The sequence below is a fragment of the Flavobacterium sp. SLB02 genome, assembly GCF_009664855.1.
In the GTDB taxonomy this organism is placed as follows: domain Bacteria; phylum Bacteroidota; class Bacteroidia; order Flavobacteriales; family Flavobacteriaceae; genus Flavobacterium.
The window spans coordinates 946107-970021 of sequence record NZ_CP045928.1; the positions used below are offsets into that span (position 1 = coordinate 946107).

At 35.8% G+C, this 23915-nt stretch carries 14 protein-coding genes, 1 tRNA gene and 2 pseudogenes; 3 read left to right on the top strand and 14 right to left on the bottom strand.

Going from position 1 to position 23915, the window contains the following annotated elements:
• Positions 1-118: 118 nt before the first annotated feature.
• Positions 119-199: transfer RNA gene (locus GIY83_RS03895), tRNA-Tyr, on the top strand.
• 135 nt (positions 200-334) lie between these two features.
• Here the strand turns inward: GIY83_RS03895 and GIY83_RS03900 are convergent.
• Both GIY83_RS03900 and GIY83_RS03905 read right to left on the bottom strand, forming a co-directional pair.
• Positions 335-631, bottom strand: a complete 297-nt coding sequence (locus GIY83_RS03900) for a transposase (protein ID WP_229029203.1) — start codon at positions 629-631, stop codon at positions 335-337.
• A 157-nt stretch (positions 632-788) separates the two neighbouring features.
• A pseudogene (locus GIY83_RS03905) lies at positions 789-1107 on the bottom strand (IS6 family transposase); the annotation flags it as partial.
• Positions 1108-1341: 234 nt separating this feature from the next.
• On the opposite strand from GIY83_RS03905, the gene GIY83_RS03910 reads away from it, so the two are divergent.
• Positions 1342-1587, top strand: coding sequence for a CopG family transcriptional regulator (locus GIY83_RS03910; protein WP_194618276.1), 246 nt, complete (start codon positions 1342-1344; stop codon positions 1585-1587).
• Entirely contained in the window at positions 1580-1858 is a 279-nt protein-coding gene (locus tag GIY83_RS03915) for a type II toxin-antitoxin system RelE/ParE family toxin (RefSeq protein WP_208684877.1), read from the top strand. Before GIY83_RS03910 ends, GIY83_RS03915 begins: the two co-directional genes overlap by 8 nt.
• A gap of 363 nt (positions 1859-2221) precedes the next feature.
• On the opposite strand, the gene GIY83_RS03920 is transcribed toward GIY83_RS03915, so the two are convergent.
• The 12 genes and pseudogenes from GIY83_RS03920 to GIY83_RS03975 form a co-directional block, all read right to left on the bottom strand.
• Entirely contained in the window at positions 2222-3250 is a 1029-nt protein-coding gene (locus GIY83_RS03920) for a substrate-binding domain-containing protein (RefSeq protein WP_208684879.1), read from the bottom strand.
• A gap of 121 nt (positions 3251-3371) precedes the next feature.
• Positions 3372-4349 carry a M20/M25/M40 family metallo-hydrolase gene (locus tag GIY83_RS03925; RefSeq protein WP_208684882.1) on the bottom strand — a complete coding sequence of 326 codons (978 nt, stop codon included), beginning with the start codon at positions 4347-4349 and terminating at the stop codon, positions 3372-3374.
• 27 nt (positions 4350-4376) lie between these two features.
• Positions 4377-4727, bottom strand: coding sequence for an L-rhamnose mutarotase (locus tag GIY83_RS03930; RefSeq protein WP_370514236.1), 351 nt, complete (start codon positions 4725-4727; stop codon positions 4377-4379).
• A gap of 34 nt (positions 4728-4761) precedes the next feature.
• Entirely contained in the window at positions 4762-5814 is a 1053-nt protein-coding gene (locus GIY83_RS03935; protein ID WP_208684884.1) for an exo-alpha-sialidase, read from the bottom strand.
• 266 nt (positions 5815-6080) lie between these two features.
• A pseudogene (locus GIY83_RS03940) lies at positions 6081-6251 on the bottom strand (glucose/galactose MFS transporter); the annotation flags it as partial.
• 205 nt (positions 6252-6456) lie between these two features.
• Positions 6457-8043 (bottom strand): SusD/RagB family nutrient-binding outer membrane lipoprotein, encoded by a 1587-nt coding sequence (locus GIY83_RS03945; RefSeq protein WP_208684886.1) that lies wholly within the window; start codon positions 8041-8043, stop codon positions 6457-6459.
• Positions 8044-8060: 17 nt separating this feature from the next.
• Positions 8061-11159, bottom strand: coding sequence for a SusC/RagA family TonB-linked outer membrane protein (locus tag GIY83_RS03950; RefSeq protein ID WP_194618269.1), 3099 nt, complete (start codon positions 11157-11159; stop codon positions 8061-8063).
• 261 nt (positions 11160-11420) lie between these two features.
• Positions 11421-14081, bottom strand: coding sequence for a glycoside hydrolase family 3 protein (locus GIY83_RS03955; protein ID WP_208684888.1), 2661 nt, complete (start codon positions 14079-14081; stop codon positions 11421-11423).
• A 15-nt stretch (positions 14082-14096) separates the two neighbouring features.
• Positions 14097-16337 carry a GH92 family glycosyl hydrolase gene (locus tag GIY83_RS03960; RefSeq protein ID WP_208684890.1) on the bottom strand — a complete coding sequence of 747 codons (2241 nt, stop codon included), beginning with the start codon at positions 16335-16337 and terminating at the stop codon, positions 14097-14099.
• Positions 16338-16345: 8 nt separating this feature from the next.
• Positions 16346-17830 (bottom strand): alpha-L-fucosidase, encoded by a 1485-nt coding sequence (locus tag GIY83_RS03965; RefSeq protein ID WP_194618266.1) that lies wholly within the window; start codon positions 17828-17830, stop codon positions 16346-16348.
• Positions 17831-18044: 214 nt separating this feature from the next.
• Positions 18045-20366: a glycoside hydrolase family 20 protein gene (locus GIY83_RS03970; RefSeq protein ID WP_208684891.1), complete on the bottom strand. Its 2322-nt coding sequence runs from the start codon at positions 20364-20366 to the stop codon at positions 18045-18047.
• 6 nt (positions 20367-20372) lie between these two features.
• Positions 20373-23513 carry a glycoside hydrolase family 2 TIM barrel-domain containing protein gene (locus GIY83_RS03975; RefSeq protein WP_208684893.1) on the bottom strand — a complete coding sequence of 1047 codons (3141 nt, stop codon included), beginning with the start codon at positions 23511-23513 and terminating at the stop codon, positions 20373-20375.
• Between the last annotated feature and the right edge of the window lie 402 nt (positions 23514-23915).

Here is a 23915-nt window from a genome sequence, read left to right on the forward strand (position 1 = left end):
GAATTAAAAAATAACTTTAAAATAACTTAAAATTAAGTTCATTTTTTGTTTGTAAACATGAAAAACGTTCCTATATTTGCAACCGCTTAGAACAACAAAGCGCACTAACGCTGAGATCGGGGAGATACTCAAGCGGCCAACGAGGGCAGACTGTAAATCTGCTGTGAAAACTTCGCAGGTTCGAATCCTGCTCTCCCCACTAAAAGTCCTAATGAAAATTAGGACTTTTTTTATGCTCAAATTTCAAGCTTGAAATGGATCAAAGGGATCAAACGCAAAGTTTGGGGATTAGGCAAAAAGAGGATCAACACGAAAACCTGAGGAGCATTAAAAATTAAGCATAAATATTAGTTAGCCTAAAAAGGAAGTATTCTATATTTCTAACACCTCTGAATTTTGATCTGAATGCTTTTATTTTAGCATTGAATGATTCTGCAGAGACATTAGTGCTTCTGTTGTCAAAATAATTTAATATGGTTTGATAATGATTCATAATGGTACGAGAGATTGTACCGAAAGACTTAAACCCAGATTGATTTACTTTTTCATGCCATTTGGCTAATTTTGCAAAACCTATGATTTTGTCTTTTGTATTCTCAAAGATGCTACGGAGCTCTTGAGGGATCAACACGAAAACCTGAGGAGCAGTAAAAATTACGCATAAATATTAGTTAGCCTAAAAAGGAAGTATTCTATATTTCTAACACCTCTGAATTTGGTTCTGTCGCATCTATCAAAATCAAATATAAGAATTTAGGTGATTTAAAAGGATCAACACGAATTCTCTGTCTTTTTCTAGTCAAAAGAAAGTCCCGTATTACCTAATTTATCCACTGCCCTGTATAAATAACACCAAATACCTTTTACTTTTATATAAGTTTCATCCAATCTCCAGCTTGCCCCCACTTTGACCTTTCTCTTCTTCATCTCTGATTCAATGAAAGGCGTAAATTTATAAACCCAACGTTGGATCGTGGCATGATCCACAAGCACTCCTCTAATTTTCATTATTTCCTCAACGTCACGATAGCTAAGGGTAAATCTTAATTTAAAATACACTGCCTGCAGGATTACATATTTTGGATAACAATGACCTTTAGCATTCATTTTTTATGAGTTTTGAAAAACCAAAGATAAAACTTAGTCATAGATGCGACAGAACCGTTAAGATTGCCTATAGAAATAAATCATTATAAATTTTGACATGAAATGGGACTGGAGTTAATACCTTTTTTGCACGTAAAAGCTAAGGCGGTTTTTGTATTCAAGTTTTTTTAACCGAATCTTTTCCTATTTTCAAAATTTTGGTGTAAATTTACACCAAAAATAATTTTTATTATTATGACACGACAAAGTATATCATTAACTGCTCCTAATGAAGAATGGTTAAAAAATCAGGTTAATACAGAAGAGTTTAGCAGTAAAAGCGAAGCCATTAACTTTTTAATAAAAAAAGCACGTTCGCAAGAAGAGTTTTATGACTTTGTAAGAGCTAAATTAGATAAGGGAGAAAAAAGCGGCTTTGTAAAAAAACAAACTAAAGAAGAAATGTTAGCGGAGTTTAAAAAGGATTTGGGAGATGTATAGCTATTATTTAAGTAGCGAAGCCAAAGAAGATTTAAAAAGAATTTATTATTACGGTGTCGGTAAGTTCGGAATGGATCAGGCCGATCACTATTTCAATATGTTTTACGATTGTTTTGACAAAATAGAGCAAAATCCATTTTTATTTCCATCTGCCGACCACATCAAAAAAGGATATCGTTATTGTGTTTGCGGTGTCGATACTATTTACTACCGAATAAATGGAGATGAGCGAATAGAGATTATTATCATTATTGGGAGGCAAGACTTTTAGATCTGGTGTTGTTACCTTTTTACAACAAAAAGCTAAGGAATTTTCAAAATACTTTCCATCTGAGAAGCATCTAAATTTAAATTTATCAATAATAAAAAATATTGATATCTTTACAATCAAATTATCCAGAATAACATCACTGAATATCAATTAGTTAAGTATCAAAAAAAAGCAACAATTAAAGTTCGGGTGCAGAATCGGTGCATTTAGGTTTAAGGCATCATAAAAACGTAGCATAGATGCGGGTTTGAGCGGTAAAGTTCGAATCCTGCTCTCCCCACTAAAAAAGTCCTAATGAAAATTAGGGCTTTTTTTATGCTCAAATTTCAAACTTGAAATTTCAGATTCAAAAAACACTATACTCTATTTCATCAAAGATGATTCACGAATAATAAGCTTCGTTTTTAGAATAATTTTTTGCGTTCTCTCTTTTACATCTTTCACATCTTTCTTCTGTAAAAGCGGCAAGAGTAATTCCATTATTTTAGTTCCCATCTCCATTGTGGGTTGGGCAACACAACTAATTGATATGGGGTAAATTTTAAACATATCATTGTCATCGAAGGCCACAATTCCCAGATCATTGAGCAAAGTAGAATTTTGTTCTTTAAAGAACTGTAATCCGCTTTTAGTGAGATAATTTGTAGCAAAAAAAAGAGCATCTAAATCAACATGATTATTCACAAACTCTTTGATGTAATCATTTACTTTGAAAATTTGATTGTAGGGAATTTGCAAAATATTTGATTTCAGACCATGTTCTGAAATTGCTTTCTCATAACCAGACAAACGATCGTTCATTTGTGTTTGGCTAGAAGCTGTAGTAACAAATCCAATATTCTTAAATTTATTATTTATTAAGTGTAATGTCGCATCATAAGAAGCTCTTGCATTGTCCACAACAACACTATTACAATCCAGATCTTCAAAAAACCGATCTAATAAAACAACAGGAATATTATCTTTTACTAAAGAATCAATAGTATCTCTTATTCCAGGTGATGGAACAATAATAAAACCATCAACCTGGCGAAAATTAAACAATTCGATCAATTCTTTTGATTTTTTATCGTCATTTTCATTGCTGCAAAAAATAACTTTGTATCCTTTTTCATAAGCCAGATCCTCAAAAATTCTTGCTACTTTAGAAAAAAAACTATTTGAGATATCCTCAACCATAAAAACCAAAATTTTTGATTTTCCAGTTCTAAGACTTTGTGCAATTTGATTAGGTTTATAATTAATCCATTTTGCATAATCTAATACCTTTTGTGTTAAGGCTTCCGAGATGTGTTTTTCTTTTGCTTTTCCGTTTAAAACAAAAGAAACTGTTGTCACAGAAATCTTGAGTTGATCTGCAATATTCCGGATAGAAATAGGTTTCTTTTTCATATTAAAATTATTTTTTTTATAGCGAAAGTCTAAGAATTTGTTTGAATATTTTATGGCATTTGTATTGGAAAGAATAGCATCTGATTGCTCCCGACAATCATGCCTTTTCGAGAATTCACTATTACTGCTCAATAAAAGACAAGGTTTGCAAATCATTGGCAATTGCCATCAAAGCATTACAAATATACCTGGCAACCAAAGCTCCTCCCTCACTATTAATTAAATCAATATCATCTTCTGGCGTATGATATTGCGGATGCCCGCCAGTATGAAATCCTACAGCAGAGATTGAAGCTTTATAAAATGACACATGATCTGACCCTCCAACATCTCCACTATGAATTACCGGATTCAGTCCGCTGTTTTCTCCCAGTTTTCTCATCAGTTCCACTCCATCTGGAAAAGTACCCGCACCTCCCATATAGATTTGCTTTTCAGAATTTAATCTTCCCACCATATCCATATTCAGCATGACTTTTACAGCTTCTTTATTAACCGGTAAATGATCGACAAAATATTTAGAACCTAACAATCCTTGTTCTTCACCACTAAAGGAAATAAAAAGGATACTTCTTTTGGGTTTTACAGACAATTTGGATATTTCTTCTGCGATACAAAGCAAGGCCGAAACTCCCGAGGCATTATCATCTGCTCCGTTATGAATGGCAAGGACCTCCTTTTTTTTACTTCCCGATCCTTTTCCTCCCCAACCCCAATGGTCGTAATGAGCCCCAATGACTATAAATTCGTTTTTTAAATTGGGGTCTGACCCCTCGATATATCCTACTACATTTTGGGTCGTAACACTATCTGATGCTACTTTATTGATCCCTTGCTTTACAAAGAGTCTAAAAGGCTGATAGTACTTTTTATTGAATGCTTTCAGAGCGTATTTTTTAAAATACTTTCTAATGTAAGCTGCTGCTGCATTATTTCCTTTTGTACCGGGAAAACGTCCTTGCATTTTATCAGATGAAAGATATTTGTCGTGCTTGTAAAATGTTTTGGTATTAATACCTACTTGAGCTTTAATTGTAGCGGTAAAAATTAGTGAAATAATAAAGAATATGACAAATTTTGAATTTTGAAAAAGTTTCATTTTAATTAAACTATGATTATTTTTTTATTATGTAAGCTCAAAAACTTTATGCATCAGCATCCATTTTTCTCCTGGTTGTGCTCCGGGCAAGGCTTTTTGAAATTTCCACATTAGTGTTTCCCATTGCTGAACTTTTGCATTTAAAGCGTCTGATTTTGACTTTTGTTCAAAAGAAAAATCAGAATTTGCCTCTATGATCATAAAGAGGCGATCTGCGATATTGTAGATTTCCAAAGTTATAATTCCTGAATCTTTAATGCTTTCTTTGATTTCAGGCCAAATATTCTGGTGAAGTTTTATATATTCATTGATTAAATCAGGATCATTTTTCAGATCTAAAGTAAGGCAGTGTCTTTGCATAATTTTCTTTTGTGTCATTGAATTTTCTTATATATTGTAAATCATCTCAAACTTAGTTTCTCAGTTCAAATGCGACATGCTTAATGAATTTTCTGTTATAAGTATACACCAAATGAATTTTCTGATCTGAGGTTTGAATAATCGCAGGATAACTGAATTCGCCCTCTTTTTGATTTTCCAAATCAAATAACTTTTTCCAGTTTAGACCATCTCTTGAATATTCTACGTCTAAAACATTTCTACCGTTGAACCAGTCTTTTCCCATCTTTAAAGGATTATTAACCAATAAAAATAATTTATTTGATAATCTTACCCCATCAATTCCTGAATTAGAATTAATAACATTGATGCTATCGGTTCTCTGCCAGGTTTTGCCGTTATCTTCTGACCAGGTCGAAATTAACTTATTGTGTTTGCTTCTGGACAATATCTGAATCTCATTAGTAGAATGGATCAAAAAAGTGGGCTGAATAATATCAAATTCTTTTTTATTATCAATTGCTATCTTCTCCCAGGTATTTGTCCCTTCGGTATATTTTTCTATATGCACTCTCCATTTATTATCATCAATACTCTCGGTACTGCTTCCACATAAAATAATTCCCGGACTGGTTTCGATTGGTTTGTTTCTAATTGGTCCCAAGATTCCATCGGGAAGATATTTTGGAGTACTCCACGTATTGCCGTTATCTTTTGAGACTATCATAGCACCAAACCATTCTCTTGGATTTTTACCTACTTTATAAAATAAATACAAATTCTGGCTTTTGCTTTTAAACAAGACCGGATTCCAACATGGCAATGTATCTTTTTCCCTTATTAAAGGCAGCACAAGATTCTCAGGAACTGACCATTTTTTTTGCTTATAGACCGAAAAATAAATCCCTACATCTCTAGCTCCTTCATGTCTTCCTCCAAACCAAGCTGCCATAAGTTTCCCCGGTTCAAGTTCAACCAGTGTTGCAGCATGACTATTGGCAGTAAGAGGCTGATCTGTAATAAAATTTTGAGTAATGTGAATTGCTTTGGAATTCTGCTTTAGGGAAGCGCAGGAAAAACAGGCAAGCACTAATAAAAGTAATGAATAATTAAATTTTGAATTCATTGTAAATTATAAAAATTAATTTGCTGGTTCTAACGATTTTAAACACATCAAAACATAGATCTTTTTTAACTAAAAAATAGGCATTTCCCTTATTTAAAATACGCATAGAAAACCATACGACAGAAATGTGTTTTTTGGCTTCTTTTTTATCTATAATTTTACCTGTATGTGTTAAAAAAAACTTTAATACACCACATTGAACATTAAAAACCAATAACAGAATCTCAAGATGTTATTCTTTCCTTAAACCTGCCTTATGTCCAATAATGGGAGGCCGAGGCTACCAAAAGCGACTGGGCAGATGTTAGCTCATTTATGGTTTTCATAAAGGGAATCAAAGCTCCGTTGATCCAGGTTACAAATCCAAAGACAAAAAATAGACTCGCTATGATTAAAATTTTCTTTTCAGAAGAAGAGGAAATTGTACTGCTAACCATGCTGTTTATATTTGATGATCGGGCAATTATCACGAAGTTTTTTTAAAATTCTTTACACAAAAACCTCTCTTGCCCTCTCTAATTAAAATGTTGTTTTTTGTTTCATTATTGCTATTTTAATAAGGTAATTATTGTATAAAACAAAAGGAGAGCTACCTCTCCTTTTGTCAATTTCTAAGTAAGGAAACTCTTTATCTTTACTTATTTATTTTGTATCCCACCAAAGTTTGGTTCCTCCACTATCAGGTCCTTTTAGTTTTACGATTCCATCTGTAACGGCATCTTTATTAGAAGAATATTCGTTTGTTACATAAATAATTCTTTTCATTAAACTTTTACCTACTCCGGCATCATTATTATCTGTATTAAGAACTGGATAGATCACCTTTGCATCACTACGACGTAAATCTGCCCAAGATTCCCAGGATTCAGGAAAGATAGCTAAGTATTTTTGAACTGCAATTTGCGTACGCTGACTAGCCGCTGCCGCTGACCACGCAACAGGTAATTTTACAGGAATATCTTGTAAATCTAAAGTTGGATATACAGTTAAGATGTTGGGTAAAGTTGGTAAAGTATTTCCAGCAATGTAAGCATTTATTGCATTAGCATCTGTAATTCCCCATTGCAGTAACGAAGCCCTAATACCTGCCTCATATAAATCTTTCGCAGTTCCGCCCATGTTCCATCCGTTTAAAGCACCTTCTGCTCTGCTGAAATAGTTTTCAGAAGCCATAAATACTTCGATATTTTTAGATTCACTAAGGTTTCCTGCAGCACCATTGCCCATAACATCATTGTTAAAAGCAGAGAATTTAGTAGTTCCAAACTGATCTTCTAACCCTCCAACAGGCTGACCACGGTACACTCCTGTATCAATTTTGGCAAACCATTTGGCTAACCTTGGATCGTTATATCCTACTAAAATACTTTCCATTGAAGCAGTCATAGTATAACCCCAGCTGTTTACAATCATATTTAAGTTATTTGGAGATATGTTACTTGCTTTAAAGAAAGCTCCTTGCTCATTAGTCTGCATAACACCCGCAGCAACGGCAGCCTCTGCTTGTGTTTTTGCTTTAGCAGGTTCGATATCAGAAATTCTTAATGCTAAACGCAATCTCAAACTGTTTCCAAATACCCTCCAATTGGCAACATTACCTGCGTATAAACGATCATTTGGCTGAAACGCAGCCACTGTTGTTACCGCAGAACTTCCTAAAGTAGCACTTGCTTCGTCCAATAATTTAAAAAAGTCTGTGTAGATAAATTCTACACTGTCGTAAGGTACTTTTTCTTTACCATTACCTGCTTCACTATACGGAATTGGTCCGTAAGCATCTACCATTTGATTGTACATGAAAACTTTCCATATTTTAAGAATTGCCAAAGCCTCAGCATTTCCTTGAGATGCCTTAATAGCATTGTTTAAAGCCGGAACAGCAACGGTGTAAAATCTTGTCCATCCACGTCCTTCGTATCCATTTACAAACGCATTTCTCTCAGTACCGTATCCACAATTCAAATATTGGATAAAAGTTGATGACAAAATACCTGTTGCAATACCCCAGGTTCCCTGGTCGTCAACTCCTGGTGATGAGTAAGATCCGTTATGGATACCTGCGTAAAGTGCTGATGCAAATGATGGTCCGGCCAGTGTCGCATCTAACTGATCTTCAGTAAGCGAATTAGGATCTTTGTTTATTTCATCAAAATCGCTTGTACAGCTTGACAAAATAGAAACTGCCATTAATGCAACTCCTAATGTTTTTATTTTAAAACTATATTTCATGATGTTTCTTTTTTTAATTAAAATCCGAATTTAACATTAACTCCATAATCTCTCGTTGAAGGAATGTTGAAAGATTCTATACCTTGCAGGTTTCCTGTACCGGCACCTGCCTCGGGATCAAAATATTTCGCTTTATTGACAAAGAAAAATAAATTTCTTCCTACCAAAGAGAAATCAATACTTGTAAAACCTGAGTTATTAAGTACGCGTTTTGGTAAAGAATAACCAAAAACAAGTTCTCTTAATCTGATGTTTGTTGCATCATAAACAAAAGGCTCGGCGATAGGTGTTCTTTGTCCGATCGCTGTCCAATATTGTTCTGCAGTAATACTTTTTGTATTTTGCTCAAAACCAGCTGGAGTATCAACAAAAGCATCAAGCACAATTCCTCCGTTTCTGCCTGCAAGAGTAATATCGCTTACTCCTAAACCAGCTTGTCTTGCCTGAGTGTATGAAATAACTTCTCCTCCAATTCTAAAATCAACCAAGAAACTTAAAGAGAAATCTTTGTATTTAAAGTTGTTTTTTAAACCTGCTGTCCAGTCTGGGTTAAAGTTACCTGCACGAACATCAAATCCATTTGTTGCTAAAGGCAAACCCGCAGAATTAACAAGGATTTTCATTTCTCCTGTATTCAAATCAAGCCCCCTTTGAAAACCTTTAATGTATAAATCACCGTATTCTCCTCCTACCACAACTTTACTTCTAACCAAACGTCCTTCTCCAAGCACTAGTTCGTCTCTGCCCTCCATGATTGATTTTACTTTTGATTTATATTCAGCATAATTAGCTGTAATATCCCAAGAGAAGTTTTCTGTTTGAATAGGAGTTGCTGTAAGGGTAAGCTCAATACCTTTATTTTGGATATCACCACCATTTACAATTGCTCTTGAATATGAAGAAGACTCTGGAGTATTGATATAGAAAATTTGGTTATCTGTTAAGGTATTAAAGTATGTGAAATCTAACCCTAAACGATTATTAAAGAATCTAAGGTCTAAACCTAATTCTGTAGAAGAAGAGATTTCCGGTTTTAAGTTTGGATTAGATTTAGTACTTTGTCCGTATAACATACCGCCATTTCCACCAATATAGGAGAATCTTTGCTGTGTTTGATAAGGATCTGTATCATTTCCAACCTGCGCATAAGAAGCTCTTACTTTTGCAAAACTAATAGTCTCCGGTAAAGTCACCATATCGGAAATTACAGCAGACAAACCTACAGATGGATAAAAATAATCTTCAGGTAATGTAGAAGACCAGTCATTTCTTGCCGTTAAGTCTAAAAACAAATAGTTTCTAAAACCAAGTTGACCAAATCCGTAAAGTGAATTGATTCTTTTCTCTGAAGCAGTAGACGTAGATTGAACAGTCTGTACGTTGGCTAATGCAAAAAAGTTTCTTTTGCTTAAAACCCCTCCTGAATTCAATGCAGAACTGCTTTGTTGCAATCCACTGGCTCCACCATTAAGGCTCAGAGAAAAATCTCCAAACTTCTCATTGTAAGAAAGCAAGGCGTCTGTATTAAGCTCACTTACTGTTTCATAAGATTCACTATAGGACCCCAAGTTGTTATTAAATGCTACAGTTGCATATCTGTTTCTAACATTCTTGTTTGTCATTTGATCCAAACCAGCTCTAACTTGTAAACTTAAGGTTTTTGTAAATTCATATTTAAGAGACGCTAAACCAATAAATCTGTTTCTCTTATCCTTACGTGCGTCATCTCTTAAAGCAGACCAAAATGGGTTTCCTCCAGGAGATCCGGTTTCGTCAATAAAATAATTCAATTGTCTTTGTCCGGCAGCATCAAAATATTCAAAGTTTTTGTAATCGTTATAAGCGATACTACGAGGCAATAAATAAGCTGACGTACCAATAGATTCTTCTCCTGTTCTCAATAAGTTATCAATATCCTGAATAATGTAATTTGTTTTTACATCCAAGGATAATTTATCTGAGATTTTACTGGTCAACCTTAAATTTAGATTGTGTCTGTCTAATTTGTTTCCCCCAACAATACCTTCAGCTTTTGTATTTGTATAAGAGAAATAACCTTGTGCTTTTTCATTTCCTGCAGTTACAGTCATTGTGTTTGCTAAGTTGTAACCTGTTTTATAAAAATCAATAACGTTATTGGGCTGCGCAGAATAACTTTGTGTAGCTGGTCCTGCATAGTTCGGGTTACGAACTAACTGCCAGTTTGAAACCTGACTTCCGTCTAATTTACCTCCCCAGCTTGCGCTTGAAGTAGGATTGTATACACCATTTGTTCCCTGACCGTACTCATTTTGTAAATTCATCAGGTTATAAGCAGATGAAGCCATAAAATTAGATGATAATGAAACAGATGTTTTACCTGCCTTACCTGATTTTGTCGTAATTACGATAACACCATTACTGGCTCTTGATCCGTAAAGCGCCGCAGCAGAAGGTCCTTTAAGCACCGTCATCGAGGCAATATCTTCCGGGTTGATGTTCGAGATACCATCTGGCTGTGTTGTTCCTCCTGTATCAATATCAGGATTTGTAGTTGTTGTACCATTACTAATTGGTACACCATCTACCACATAAAGAGGCTGATTGTTTCCGTTAAGAGATCTGTTACCCCTTAAAGTAATTCTCGATGAACTTCCCACACCATTTGATGTTGTAGAGTAGTTAAGACCGGCAACTTTACCTGAAAGTGAGTTGGCAACGTTTAGCGATCTTGCTTCTGAAAGCTCATCTACTGAAATATTCTGAGCAGAATACGTAATAGCTTTCTTTTCTCTTTTAATACCAAGAGCAGTAACTACTACCTCTCCTAATTGTTGTGTTGCTGCACCTAATGCAACATTCAGAGTGGTTTGCGTTCCTACGACAACTTCTTTAGGAGCATTGCCAACGTAAGTGAAAACCAAAACTGCAGATTGGTTGGGAACTGAAATACTGTACTTTCCATCAAAATCTGATGATGCACTTGTTTTTGTTCCTTTAACAACAACATTTGCCCCCGGGATTGGAATTCCGCTTGACGCATCGGTTATTGTTCCTTTTACTGTTGTTTGTGCCTGCAGATCCTGAAATCCGAATAAGCATATTACAAACAGTAATTTTAGTACGTTCTTAATCATGTTTAGTTGTTTTTGAGTTAATAACATGTTAAACTTATGAATAGATTTTGTTAACAAAATATAATTTCGACAAATGACAATTTTGAAAAGGTGTTGGGGAGACTTTGCTGTTTTAAAAGAAAAAAACGCCTGTAATTGTAATCTTAATCTTCTTTATTCACAAAAGTCAATTTCGAATTAATCTAAGCGTTTTATCCTTTTATCAAAACTATTCTTTCCTTATTATCTTAAACCTTAAACATATTGATCATTTTACATAAATTAATTAGAAACTTTAAAATCTAACTTTAGTACATCAACTGAATTTCCTCCTACCATAACCTGAAAATCTCCAGGCTCTACAACCCTTCTCATTTCTCGATTCCAGAGCGATAAATCACCCCCTGTAAGTGTAAATTCAACATTTTTTGTTTCCCCTTTTTTGATATTTAATCTCTTAAAACCTTTTAATGTTTTTTCCGGAGTTGTGACACTGCTGTACATATCACGTATGTATAATTGTACGACCTCATCTCCGTCAAAATTTCCTGTATTTTTAACATCAACTGTCACTTTCAATTCACCGTCTGTTTTAATTGAGGCCGCGCTGATTTTAAGATTTGAATATTCAAAATTCGTATAACTTAATCCGTAACCAAATCTGTATAAAGGATGTTCGCTCTCTGCAACGTATCTGTGAATCGCAGATGGCTTTTGGTTGTAATATATAGGTAACTGTCCAACAGATTTAGCAACCGTAACTGGCAATCTTCCACCAGGATTATAATTTCCAAATAAAACATCGGCTACCGCCTTTCCTCCCGCTTCACCGGGAAACCATGCCTCTAAAAGTGCAGGAATATTCTCGCTGATCCAGTTTGTCGACAGCGGACGACCGTTTAGCAATACACAAACTACCGGAGTTCCTGTTTTCTGGATGGCTTCGATCAATTCCTGCTGCATTCCGTGTAAGTCTAAAGAAGCTACATCTCTGTTTTCTTCTACCAATTCGTTTGATTCTCCCAAAACCACGATCGCAACATCTGCTTTTTTAGCAATATCCACAGCAGGTTGAAAGTTTACTTTTTCCAGATTCCAACGCAAGTGGGCTCTGGCCCCCCAACCCCCTTCCCACATTTCAATGCGGACTTTGTATTTTTTTCCGGCTTCGATTTTTTTTGGAGTCGTAACCATACTTGTAGCTCCTTTTGTCCAGTTGTCAATAACTAGCTGATCGTCAATCCACATTCTGATTCCGTCATCAGAACTTAAGCCCAACCAGCCATCAAATGATTTTTCTGACTCAATATACCCCGTCCAGCGAATGGAGAAATCATCATCTGTAACTCCATCACCGGGAGACCAGGGCCAATCGAATTCTAACTGACTGTCAATACGTGTCAATGCTGGAGTTCCCTCTACACTTCTGTTATTGAAATATTCTCCTTTTAATCCGTTTTGAGATCCATCAGGGGTAAATAAAAATTTCGAGGGAATAATTTGTCCCTTTACAATTAGCGGAACACCTTCTTCATAAAGTATATTGGTCTTGGCCCCCACTACTTGTTTAATACCTTCAAGAACAGTAGTTCCTACTTTATTTTTTACCGCATATCCTCCAAGTCTCGAAGCATCAGCATTTGGACCAATAACAGCAAGCGTTTTTATATCCTTATTTAAAGGCAAAATATTGTTTTCATTTTTTAATAAAACGATCGATTTGTGTCCTGCTTCTAAAGCAACGGCCTGATTTTGCTTTGAATGGAAACGTTCTTTAATGAGATTTTTATCCGTGTATGGATTTTCGAATAATCCCAATAAAAATTTCAGCCTTAAAACTCCTCCGGCAGCACGATCAATTTGCTCCATTGTTAGTTTCTTTTCGTTTACCAGTTCAATGATGCTGGTTTGCCAAAATTCATTTGTAAAATCATAAAATTGCATGTCAACACCAGCCGAAACTGCTTCTCTGATGCATTCTTTTGGAGAACTTGCTACATAATGAGTTACTTGCAAATACTTAATAGCACCTAAATCAGACACTACAATTCCTTTAAAACCCCATTCTTTTCTCAAAACATCGGTCAATAACCAATGATTGGCCGCACAAGGAATGCCATCTAATTCAGAATATGCACACATGGTGCCTAATGCTCCTGCTTTTCTGAATGCTTTTTCGAATGATGGCAAAAAATCCTGGCGTGCTGCACGTTCTCCAATTAATACCGGTGAAGAATTTGCTCCGCCTTCGGGAATTCCGTGAACTGCAAAGTGCTTTGGCTCTGCGATAATAGAACGATCTGATTTTAAATCATCACCCTGCATTCCTTTAATCATTGCCGTTCCCATCTCGCCAACTAAGTACACATCTTCACCAAAAGTCTCGGCAATTCGTCCCCAACGTGGTTCACGACCAATGTCAAGATTTGGACCCAAACCAAAATGCACTCCATGGGCACGTGCTTCGCTACCAATTACGCCCCCAACTCTTCCCATCAAATTGGTATCCCATGTTGCCCCTAAACCAATATTCATTGGCAAAGCCGTACTTCCCTCATCGAGATAACCATGAAGCATCTCGCACATAATAAGGGCAGGAATTCCCCATTTGTTCTTTTTAATGACCTCTCTCTGTAAATCATTGATCATTTTAGCCGAACGTGGATAAATATCGTGAATGGCCCCAATACCCAGATTTCCAATTTTCAAATCTGATTTTGACTTGGAAAAATCTTCTTTCTCTTTGAAAAATTCTCCCTTGTACATGTCCATCTGGCGTACTTTTTCCTCCAGGCTCATTCGGCTTAACAAATCTGTAAGCCTTTCTTCCACTGGTAATTTAGGATCCTGATACGGATATTTTTTTTGCGCGTAACCCTGGTTATAAAAACCAACAGCCATTAGGAAAATAATGGCTGTTTTTTTCATTCTTAATTCTAACATAGTAGTGTTGTTTTTTTAGTTTTGAATCACTTTGATCATTGTTCCATTCACAAAATCATCGTGTGAGATAAAAAAGCTATTAATTGGTTTTCCGTTTAACTCAATGGAATTGATTTTTCCATCATTATTGATTTGTCTTTCAATTACAATGCTTTCTTTTTTATAATATGCCGGATCCAATTTGATCGTTATTCTATGAAACATTGGAGCGGTAATGGTATAAATTGGATCTCCGGGCGATATTGGATAAATTCCCATCATTGAATAAACCAGCCAGGCTGACATGGTTCCGGTATCGTCGTTTCCCGGTAAACCATTTGGTTTGTTCTGGAAATATTCTCCAACGAGTTTTTTAACCATTTGCTGACTCTTCCATTCTTCGCCTTTTACATAATTGAATAAATAGGGATAAGCAATATCTGGTTCGTTTGCCATATCAAATTGTTTGAGATCAAAGACTTTTTGCAATTGATCCGAGAACGCTTTATCACCACCCATTAATTTTTTAAGTCCCACAATATCATGTGCCATCATAAAAGCATATTGCCACGCATTTCCCTCGATAAAACCAACATTTTCCTGAAAATTAGCGCCTGCTTCGGGATCAAAAGGTTCATACCATTTTCCGTTAGCCAGTCTTGGACGAAGTAATTTTAAATCTTTGTCATATAATTTTCGGTAGGATAATGAACGTTTCGTAAAACGTTTATAATCATCTTTTTCACCTAAAGCTTTTGCTAAGAGTGAAATTGCATAATCTGAAGAGTTGTATTCCTGCGTTGTAGAGACAGGACCACGATAATTAGTTGATACATATCCTTTTTCGATATATTCTTTAAGACCGGGACGCAACGGATTATTCTCAATTTGATCTGCACCTTTTAGCATCGCATAGTATGCTTTGTAAATATCAAAATCCTGAATTCCCTTTAAGCAGGCGTCCACTATTACAATACTTGCCGGATCTCCCACCATGGTAAAAGTCTCTGTTGAATTCAACTCCCATTTGGGCAGCCAGCCATTTTCATCATACATCTCCAACATACTTTTTATCATATCAGATTGTTGCTTAGGATATAACAAAGAGGTTAAGGGATGCATATTGCGATATGTATCCCATAAAGAAAACACCGTATAACGGGTACCTTCAGTTTTAGCAATCCTGGTTCTTTTTATTACAGGGTATTCTCCGTTGAGATCATTTAAAGTATTTGGGTGAATTAAAGTGTGATACAAAGCGGTGTAAAATATCGTTTTATCATCCTTTGAACCACCTTCGACCAAAACTTTAGAAAGCTCTTCGTTCCATTGGTTATACGTTTCTTTATAGACGGTCTCAAAAGATTTATTTCCGGTTTCTTTTTCTAAATTCTCTCGGGCATTTGCAATACTTACGTACGAAATTCCAATTTTGACCTCAACGGTTTGTTCTTTGTCAAACTGATACGAAAGATAAGTTCCTATACTATCCCCCACAACAGTTTTAATGGTATTGTCCATCATTCTGGTTTTGCCGTTATAAGTCATCCATTGCGCTTCGACACCTTCATATTTTGTGGGCTTTTTCCAAACTCCAAATTTATTGGCAGGTTTCGAAAACTTGGCTACAAAATAAACCGGATAAGCATCTTCGGGACTATTATAACAAAAAGAGCCTACCGAACGCATTCCTTCAATTTCAGATGAAGAAACTACTCTTACCATTGCGCCTTCTTCATTGGTTAAGCCTAAGCCAAGATTCAGTAAAATATTAGATGGCCCTTTAGGGAAAGTAAATTTGCTGACGCCCACTCTTGTGGAAGCTGTAAATTCCGCTTTGATATTATACTTATCGAGTTTTACGCTGTAATAAGCCGCTTTTGCAACTTCATCGCAATAAGTCGAACCGTATTTTAGATGATTGGTTTCTACCTTTCCTGTTGTTGGCATTAATAATAAAACGCCCAAATCCGGACAACCCACCCCACTAATGTTGACCTGACTGAATCCGCTTAGAAAAGTATTCTCCTTTACATAAGGATTCGACAACCACTGACTGTCTTTTTCTAATTTATTCTGAGATCCCGCTACATTAAACGGACTAATACTAGCCATACCTCTTGGTGCAATCGGTCCGGGAAAAGTCGCCCCGTAATTTGAAGTGCCAATAAAGGGATTCACAAAATCTACGGGTTCTTGCGCAAAACTAGTTATGCTAAAAAACAGCATGTAAAAAAAACATGCTGTTTGTATGGTTATCCTTTTATTTAAAAACATAATAATTTCTATCGGTTAATAGCTTCAATTTTTAAAGTCCACGCTTCTTTGGCCGGTAAATTGTTTTGTAAACTTTCTGGAATTACAACTTTAAATCCTTCTGCTTCTTTGGTCCATTTCAATGAAGTTTTAGAACCTAACATGGTAATTTTTGTTCCTTTTTTAGGATTGATAGATTTCACGAGCACTTCAGCAGGAATTTTAGTTTCTCCTTCTTTAGCCAAGTAAAACAGAAATACATTTCCGGCTTTATTTTGGGTCATACAAATATTATCCTCCTTAAAAGGTTCAATTGGTTTTGTATTGTAAATAGCTGTACTGTTTACTTTCATCCAGTCTCCGTAGGCTCTCAATAAATCATAAGCACCTTGTTGCCAATCGCCTTCAGGACTTGGCGCTACATTCAATAATAAATTTCCACCCTTAGCCACAATATCAATAAGCATATGGATTCCTTCTCTGCCTGTCATGTATTTAGCATCAGGAGTATACGACCATCCACCGCCCGAAGTAATGCAAGATTCCCAAGGGTAAGGCAATGTTTTTGAAGGAACGCGCCCTTCAGGAGTTAGATAATTCTGATTTTTTCCGTGAACAGCTCTGTCCACTACGATTAATCCGGGTTGTTTTTGGCGCGCTTTTACAACCAATTCGTCCATTTTAGGATCCTGATCAACTACTCTGTGTTTGATAAAACCATTTTTTGATTCGTTTTCAGCAAACTTCTCTTCATAGTTTTCTTTTAAGTTTTGTTGGTCTCTTTTTCTAACCCATCCCCCATCAAGCCAGAGAATATCTATTTTTCCATAATCTGTTAATAATTCTAAAATTTGATTGTGGGTGAAGTCAACGTACTTCTGCCATTTCTCCGGATAAAGAGCCGGATCATAATTTACGTTTCTGTCGAAAGGAGGAAAATATGGATCCCAGTAATTCTCGTTATGCCAGTCGGGTTTAGAGAAATAGGCTCCGGTTGAAATGTTTTCTGCTCTAAAAGCATTAAAAACTTCTTTGGCAATATTCGCTTTTGGATTCGTACTAAAAGCACATTCTTTGTCTGTAACCTTATAATCTGAATATTTGGTATCGTACATATTAAATCCGTCATGGTGTTTTGTGGTAAAAACCATGTATTTCATTCCGGCATATTTAGCCGCTTTTGCCCATTTTGCAGGATCAAACTTTACAGGATTGAACTTCTTTTTCAATCCTTCGTATTCTTTTACATATTGGTTATAATTACCAGGATTACTTCCTTTTTTACGTTCGCACCATCCATAATCTTCCGGACATATCGACCAGGATTCTACAATTCCCCACTGGCTGTACGTTCCCCAGTGCATGAGCAGTCCAAACTTTTTTCCTTGCCATTCATCCAGGTTTTTTAATACCAATGGATCTGTTTCCGGTACATAACGCTCATCCTCATAAATGGCCTGCGAAAACATTTGAACCGAAAATAAAATTGCGATTATCAATATTCCTCTTTTCATCTTTAATCTGTTTTTATGGTTTTGTTTTTTGTTTTTGATTATATTTTTTTTTAGCACACACAAGCATCCTTTTCATAGCTTTTAAAAAGCGTTTCATTTGCATTAATGTACAAACTATGTATTAGAAACTAGTTTCTTTTTTGTACTCTTTTTATTGAGGTCAAAATATAAATCTATGCCTTTATGTATTTACTTAATTGTGCCCCATTGATTTTTAATTCACTAAAATCTCATCTACAAATAACCACGAAGACTCTCCCTTAGGACTTTTCTTCAAATTAGATGCAATTACTTTTACAAATCTGGCATCGCGTTTTTCAAAATTGATTTTAAAATCTTTTAGCTCTGAATTTACATTGGGAGCATACGCACGTAATACTTTGCCAACCTCATTATATTGTATACCGTCCTTTGATACCAAAACTTTTACTTGTGTTGGAAAATTAATTCCCGCACCCTGACTCTCCAAAGTGCCAATAATGACTTCATGAATACTTTGCTGTTTTTGAAAATCAAGCACAATTTCCATATCATTGACTAACCAGGCCTGCCATTGTCCGTCGTGAAAATTTTTACTTCCCCTAATGGTATTTACCATTCCAAAAGGACCATCACCTTTATAATTTTCGTTAAAAGGGGTTAAATACACCACTTTACTTCCTACTGCTTTATGAAACAAGATGGTATCTGTGAATGTTTTTCCTATCGGTTTATCATTTTGAAATAAGGAAGCTTTTAAGATAGTTGTCGAGGAAAACTCAATTGGCGTTGTATATTTTATAGCATTGTGATCTATATTTTTATCACCCAAAACGTAACGGATATCAGGATTTGGGAATTCGTTTTTCAAGGTTACATTAATTTGTTTTTGGGCCATATTAGCCCTTGAAGAAGCCGTTACCAAATAAGCGCTTTTCGCATAGTTGATGCCCAAATAATCATAACGTTCTAATAAATAGGGCAATCTTGTGGTAAAATCATTCCAATTGCATTTTTCTTTCGGACTCCATAATACCTCAGCCAAAGCAGCAAGTCTTGGAAAAATCATATATTCCGATGCTTTTGGGCTGGCTAAATGTTCGGCCCATAAATTCGCCTGTCCCCCTAAAACATGTTTGGCCTGTTCGGGTGTCATTGTAGGTACAACAGGATCAAATTTGTACACTTCACTTAGTGGATTATAAGCATCAAAAGCCAGAGGCTCTTCGTTTTGCGGACCTTGATAAAAATTAAAATAACAAGGAGATTCCGGTGTCATAATCACATCATGTCCCTGGGCAGCAGCATCCGTTCCTCCTTTTGTTCCTCTCCAGCTCATAACTGTAGCCTCAGGAGCCAGACCGCCTTCGAGAATTTCATCCCAGCCTATTATTTTTTTTCCTTTAGAATTAATGTATTTCTCTATTCTCTTTACAAAGTAACTTTGTAATTCGTGGGTATTTTTCAAACCATTATCTTTCATCCTTTTTTGACAGTGCGGACATTTTTCCCAATTGGTTTTGGTTGCCTCATCACCACCAATATGAATGTATTTTGAAGGAAAAACAGCAATCACCTCATCGATTACATTTTTCAAAAACTCAAAGGTAGTTTCTTTTCCGGCACAATAAATATCGGTAATGGGCCATAATCCGCCTGAGGGAACTCCTATTTGCTGATCAAAACAAGCCAGTTCAGGATAAGAGGCAATGGCAGAACTCACATGGGCAGGCATTTCGATTTCGGGAATAATTTCGATGTTTTTGCTTGCGGCGTATTTTACTATTTCTTTTAATTCTTCCTGTGTCAAAAATCCGCCGTAAGTGCCTTTTTGATCCGGATTTGTGGTTAGTCTGGCATTCCAGGCTACATTTTCCTGATCGACTCTCCAGGCGCCCACCTGGGTTAGTTTTGGGTATTTTTTAATCTCCATTCTCCAGCCCTGATCATCTACCAAATGCAAATGCAGGACATTCATTTTAAGCATTGCCAAGCGATCTATAGTTGCCAACACATAATTCTTGTCAAAAAAGTGACGCGATAAATCCAGCATTAAACCTCTCCATTGAAAACGGGGCTGGTCTGTAATTACCAAATTGGGAATCCGCCAGTTTACAGTTGTAATCACAAAATTACTTTCGATAGCGCTCGGTAATAATTGTCTGAGGCTTTCTAATCCGTAAATAAATCCCGCATTACCTTTTGCAGTAATTGTAATACTTGTAGGCTGTACTTCTAATTTATAAGCTTCTTTAGCAAGACTTTGATCTACCTTGAACTGAATAAAATTACTTTGTGGCAATGTGGCTGAAACTTCAGGACGCCATCCTGCCGACTTTTCAAATTTATCTGCTAAAGTTTTAGAGAGTTCTTTTTGAAAATCAGTAACAGCAAAAAATTTCGTATTTTTAGAAAACTCAAATATTCCCGGCTGAATCAACAATTGTGATGGTTGGGGAATAATCTCAATGTCCTTCTCTGTATATATTTTTTGACTATATCCAGGACTTAAAACAGTTAGAGAAAATACGATAAGGAATGGTTTTAAAATCCTCATAATGAATTATTTTATTGATGGTGTTATTTTAAATTGATACCGATAGGTTTTATCTCTCAACAGGTATTTTTCCATTGGCCAGGCTTGCCAGCTGTCAATCCCACCTACTCCCATTTGTTTGTAATCAATTTTCAGGCTTGTTAAATCTCTTTCTTTTAGTTCGGCGGCATGTCTTTGGTCTTTTTGCAAACCATCGTCTAAATCTTCAGTTAAATAATGTAAAGCAGTCATGGCCAATAACTCATTTGATCTTACTGTTATTTTCAATTTATCATTGGATAGCTCTAACCAGCGTACATCGGTTTTATTTCCGGTTTCCTGAGGGCGGATGTATGGATAATATTGCTCTGAAACCCTTTGATTGTAAAGCCCAACCTGAGCGCTATAATTTCTGTCGATATAGTTCTCGTGAGGTCCTCTTCCGTAATAACTCAGGGTACTGAAATCTTTAGGCAGAATTATTTCCATACCAAATCTTGGCAAGACCGGAGTTTCTTTGGTTTTATCCATATGCAATTGCTCTTCTACACTCAATTCACCCTTACTGTTTATCTCATAATTGAGTTCTAAAGTCGAGGAAACCGAAGCTAAATTGTATGTTGCTTTTACCAGAATCTTATTGTCTTTTGTGGCAGAATATCTCCAGCTTACAAGCGTTGGATTTTCCGTAGCTTCTTTCCATGCTTTTAAGGTTACCTGAAGATTTGCTCCAAAATCGTTATCGTTTGGTGCTCTCCAAAAGTTAGGACGCAATTGATATCCTTGTTTTAAAATGGGTTGATTACTGAAGGAATACCCATTGATGAATCCTGTTTTTTTATCGAAAGCGATCTCCGCTTTATCACCTTTAAAAACAGTCGCATTTTCCCTTTTCTCTACCGCAATTTTTGAAGCTCCTTGAATTTCAATGTCATTTTTCCAAATTCCTTTAAAGGCCAATTGCTCTGTTGCAATCTCAAAACCTTTTGGTAAAAGCGGTTCATCTTGTTTTAACTGATAACTTACATTTATAAAAGCTTCCTGGTATTTTTTCTCTGCTAACTTAATGGGTAGCATATAGGTTTTTGACTCATTTGGATCTATTGCCAAATAATCGATAACCCCTGTATCTTGTTTAATTCCGTCTAAAACTAATGTCCAGTGTAAAGTCACATTGCTTAAATTTTTAAATGAGAATTCGTTATAGACTTTAATTGTTCCAGTGGCCTGATTATCCCATGAGGTCAGGATATTCTGCATTACATTTCGCATTTCAAGAGCATGTGGATTTGGTTTTCTTTCTACTGTAAAAACACCATTGTTAACGAAATTATTATCACTCTTTACATCTTTTGGTCCAAAATCTCCGCCGTACGCCAGAATTTTTGTTCCATCAGGTTGTGTTTTATAAACCGATTGATCGATCATGTCCCAAATAAATCCCCCTTGAAAATTTGGATATTTACGAATTACATCCCAATAATCTTTAAAGTTCCCCATCGAATTGCCCATAGCATGCGCATATTCGCACTGAATATAAGGCCTAGACGGATTTGGATTTGCCAGAATGTATTCTTCCATTTTGTTTGGAGAACTGTACATTGGGTCGATAATATCAGAATCCCATTCAAACTTCAGATCTTTTCCATCCCAAGCGCCAGCTGTCGCTCTTTCATACTGAATGGGTCTTGATTTATCGCGATTTTTAATCCATAAATATCCTCTGTAAAAGTTGTAACCATTTCCTGCTTCGTTACCCATGCTCCAGATAATTACCGAAGTATGATTTTTATCTCTCTCGATCATACGCTGCATACGCTCAATGTGAGATAATTCCCAATCGGGCTTATTTCCGAGTGTTTTGGTTATGTCATATCCCATACCGTGTGATTCTATATTGGCTTCATCGACCACATAAATTCCATATTTATCACATAATTCGTAGAAATATTCATCATTAGGATAATGTGACATTCTTACCGCATTGATATTAAATTCTTTCATGACTTTAATATCCTGTTCCATGCGTTCTTTAGAAATGGTTTGTCCGGCAACCGGATCAACTTCATGACGGTTTACTCCTTTTATGTAAATTGCTTTTCCGTTTACTAAAAGTTGTCCACCTTTGATTTCTACTTTTCTAAAACCAACATTTTGACGAATAACCTCTAGAATTGTTCCTTTTTTATCCTTTAAAATAAAATCGATTTGATAGAGATTCGGAATTTCTGCGCTCCATTTCTTGGGATTCTTTACAGTGAAATCAAAAGTTTGCTTTTCCCTTAAAGCCGAAATAATTTTTGAAGTAATAATTTTATCTGCATCTTTTAACTGAAGCTCTAAAGTATAATTGTCTTTTTTATTTAAACCTGAAAACTCCGTTGAGATTTTCAAAGTTCCGTTTAGATAAGAAGGATCCAGATCCGGAATAATTTCATAATCTTTAAGATGCGTTTTGTTCCTGGCCACTAGATAAGAATCTCTGGTAATTCCGCTCATTCTCCACATGTCCTGACATTCTAAATACGAACCGTCGCTCCATTTCATTACTTTTAAAACGATGCTGTTTTTACCTGTTTTTACATATTTATTTAAGTTGAATTCAGATGGCAGTTTTCCATCCTCACCATACCCCACATAAACACCGTTTACCCAAACTGTAAGATTTGACTTTGCAGTACCAATATGGAGAAAAATATCTTTTCCTTCCCATGATTTGTCAATGGTAATGTCCCTTCTGTAAACTCCTGTGGGGTTGTACTTTGTGGGAACAAACGGAGGATTCGGCGCCATTAAGTAATCAAAATCATAAGTCGTATTAACATAAACAGGATATCCGTAACCGTTTACATCCCAGCTTGCCGGGATTCTAAAAGTATCCCAGGAGGTGTCATTAAAATTGCTTTTTTCAAAATCTTTAGGAAGTGCACTTGGACTCTCTACATATTTAAATTTCCAGGCTCCATTAATGTCCAGATAGTTTTTAGATTCTCTCCATTGATTTTTATTGGCCAATGCTTCAGTCTCAAAAACATAATACGAAGCGTGCATGGGTTCTCTATTCTCTTCATTGATTTTTTCGTTTTGCCAATACTCAACTTTTTCCTGCGCCTGGCCGGAAAATATTGAAGTGATAAGTAATGATACTATGGATATTGTTTTTTTCATTCTTTGTTTTTTTATTCTCTGTGCGCTGTTTTTGTTTTAACACATAGAAACATCGACTTTGTAAATTTTAAAAAAAGGCCTTTGACTTGTTTAAATTCACATAGCTATGTGTTAAAAATTTTGCGTGATCCAAATCTCTCCGAGTTTGTCAAGCAACAAGCACACAAGCCATAGCAAACTTGTCAAGCAATCTTCTTTAGTGGCTCAACAAGCTGCGTACCCTTGTGTGAGTTTCTCGTGGAGATCCCTCGTTGCTTCCATTAACATTTTTAATTTTTAACAATCCCTTAGCGATCTCACAGCAAAGCTTAGTGAACTTTGGGTAACCTTTGCGCTTTGTGGTAAATCTCATTTTATATTACTTTTTTTAGAATAAAAATTATACCTCGGGATGACAATAAT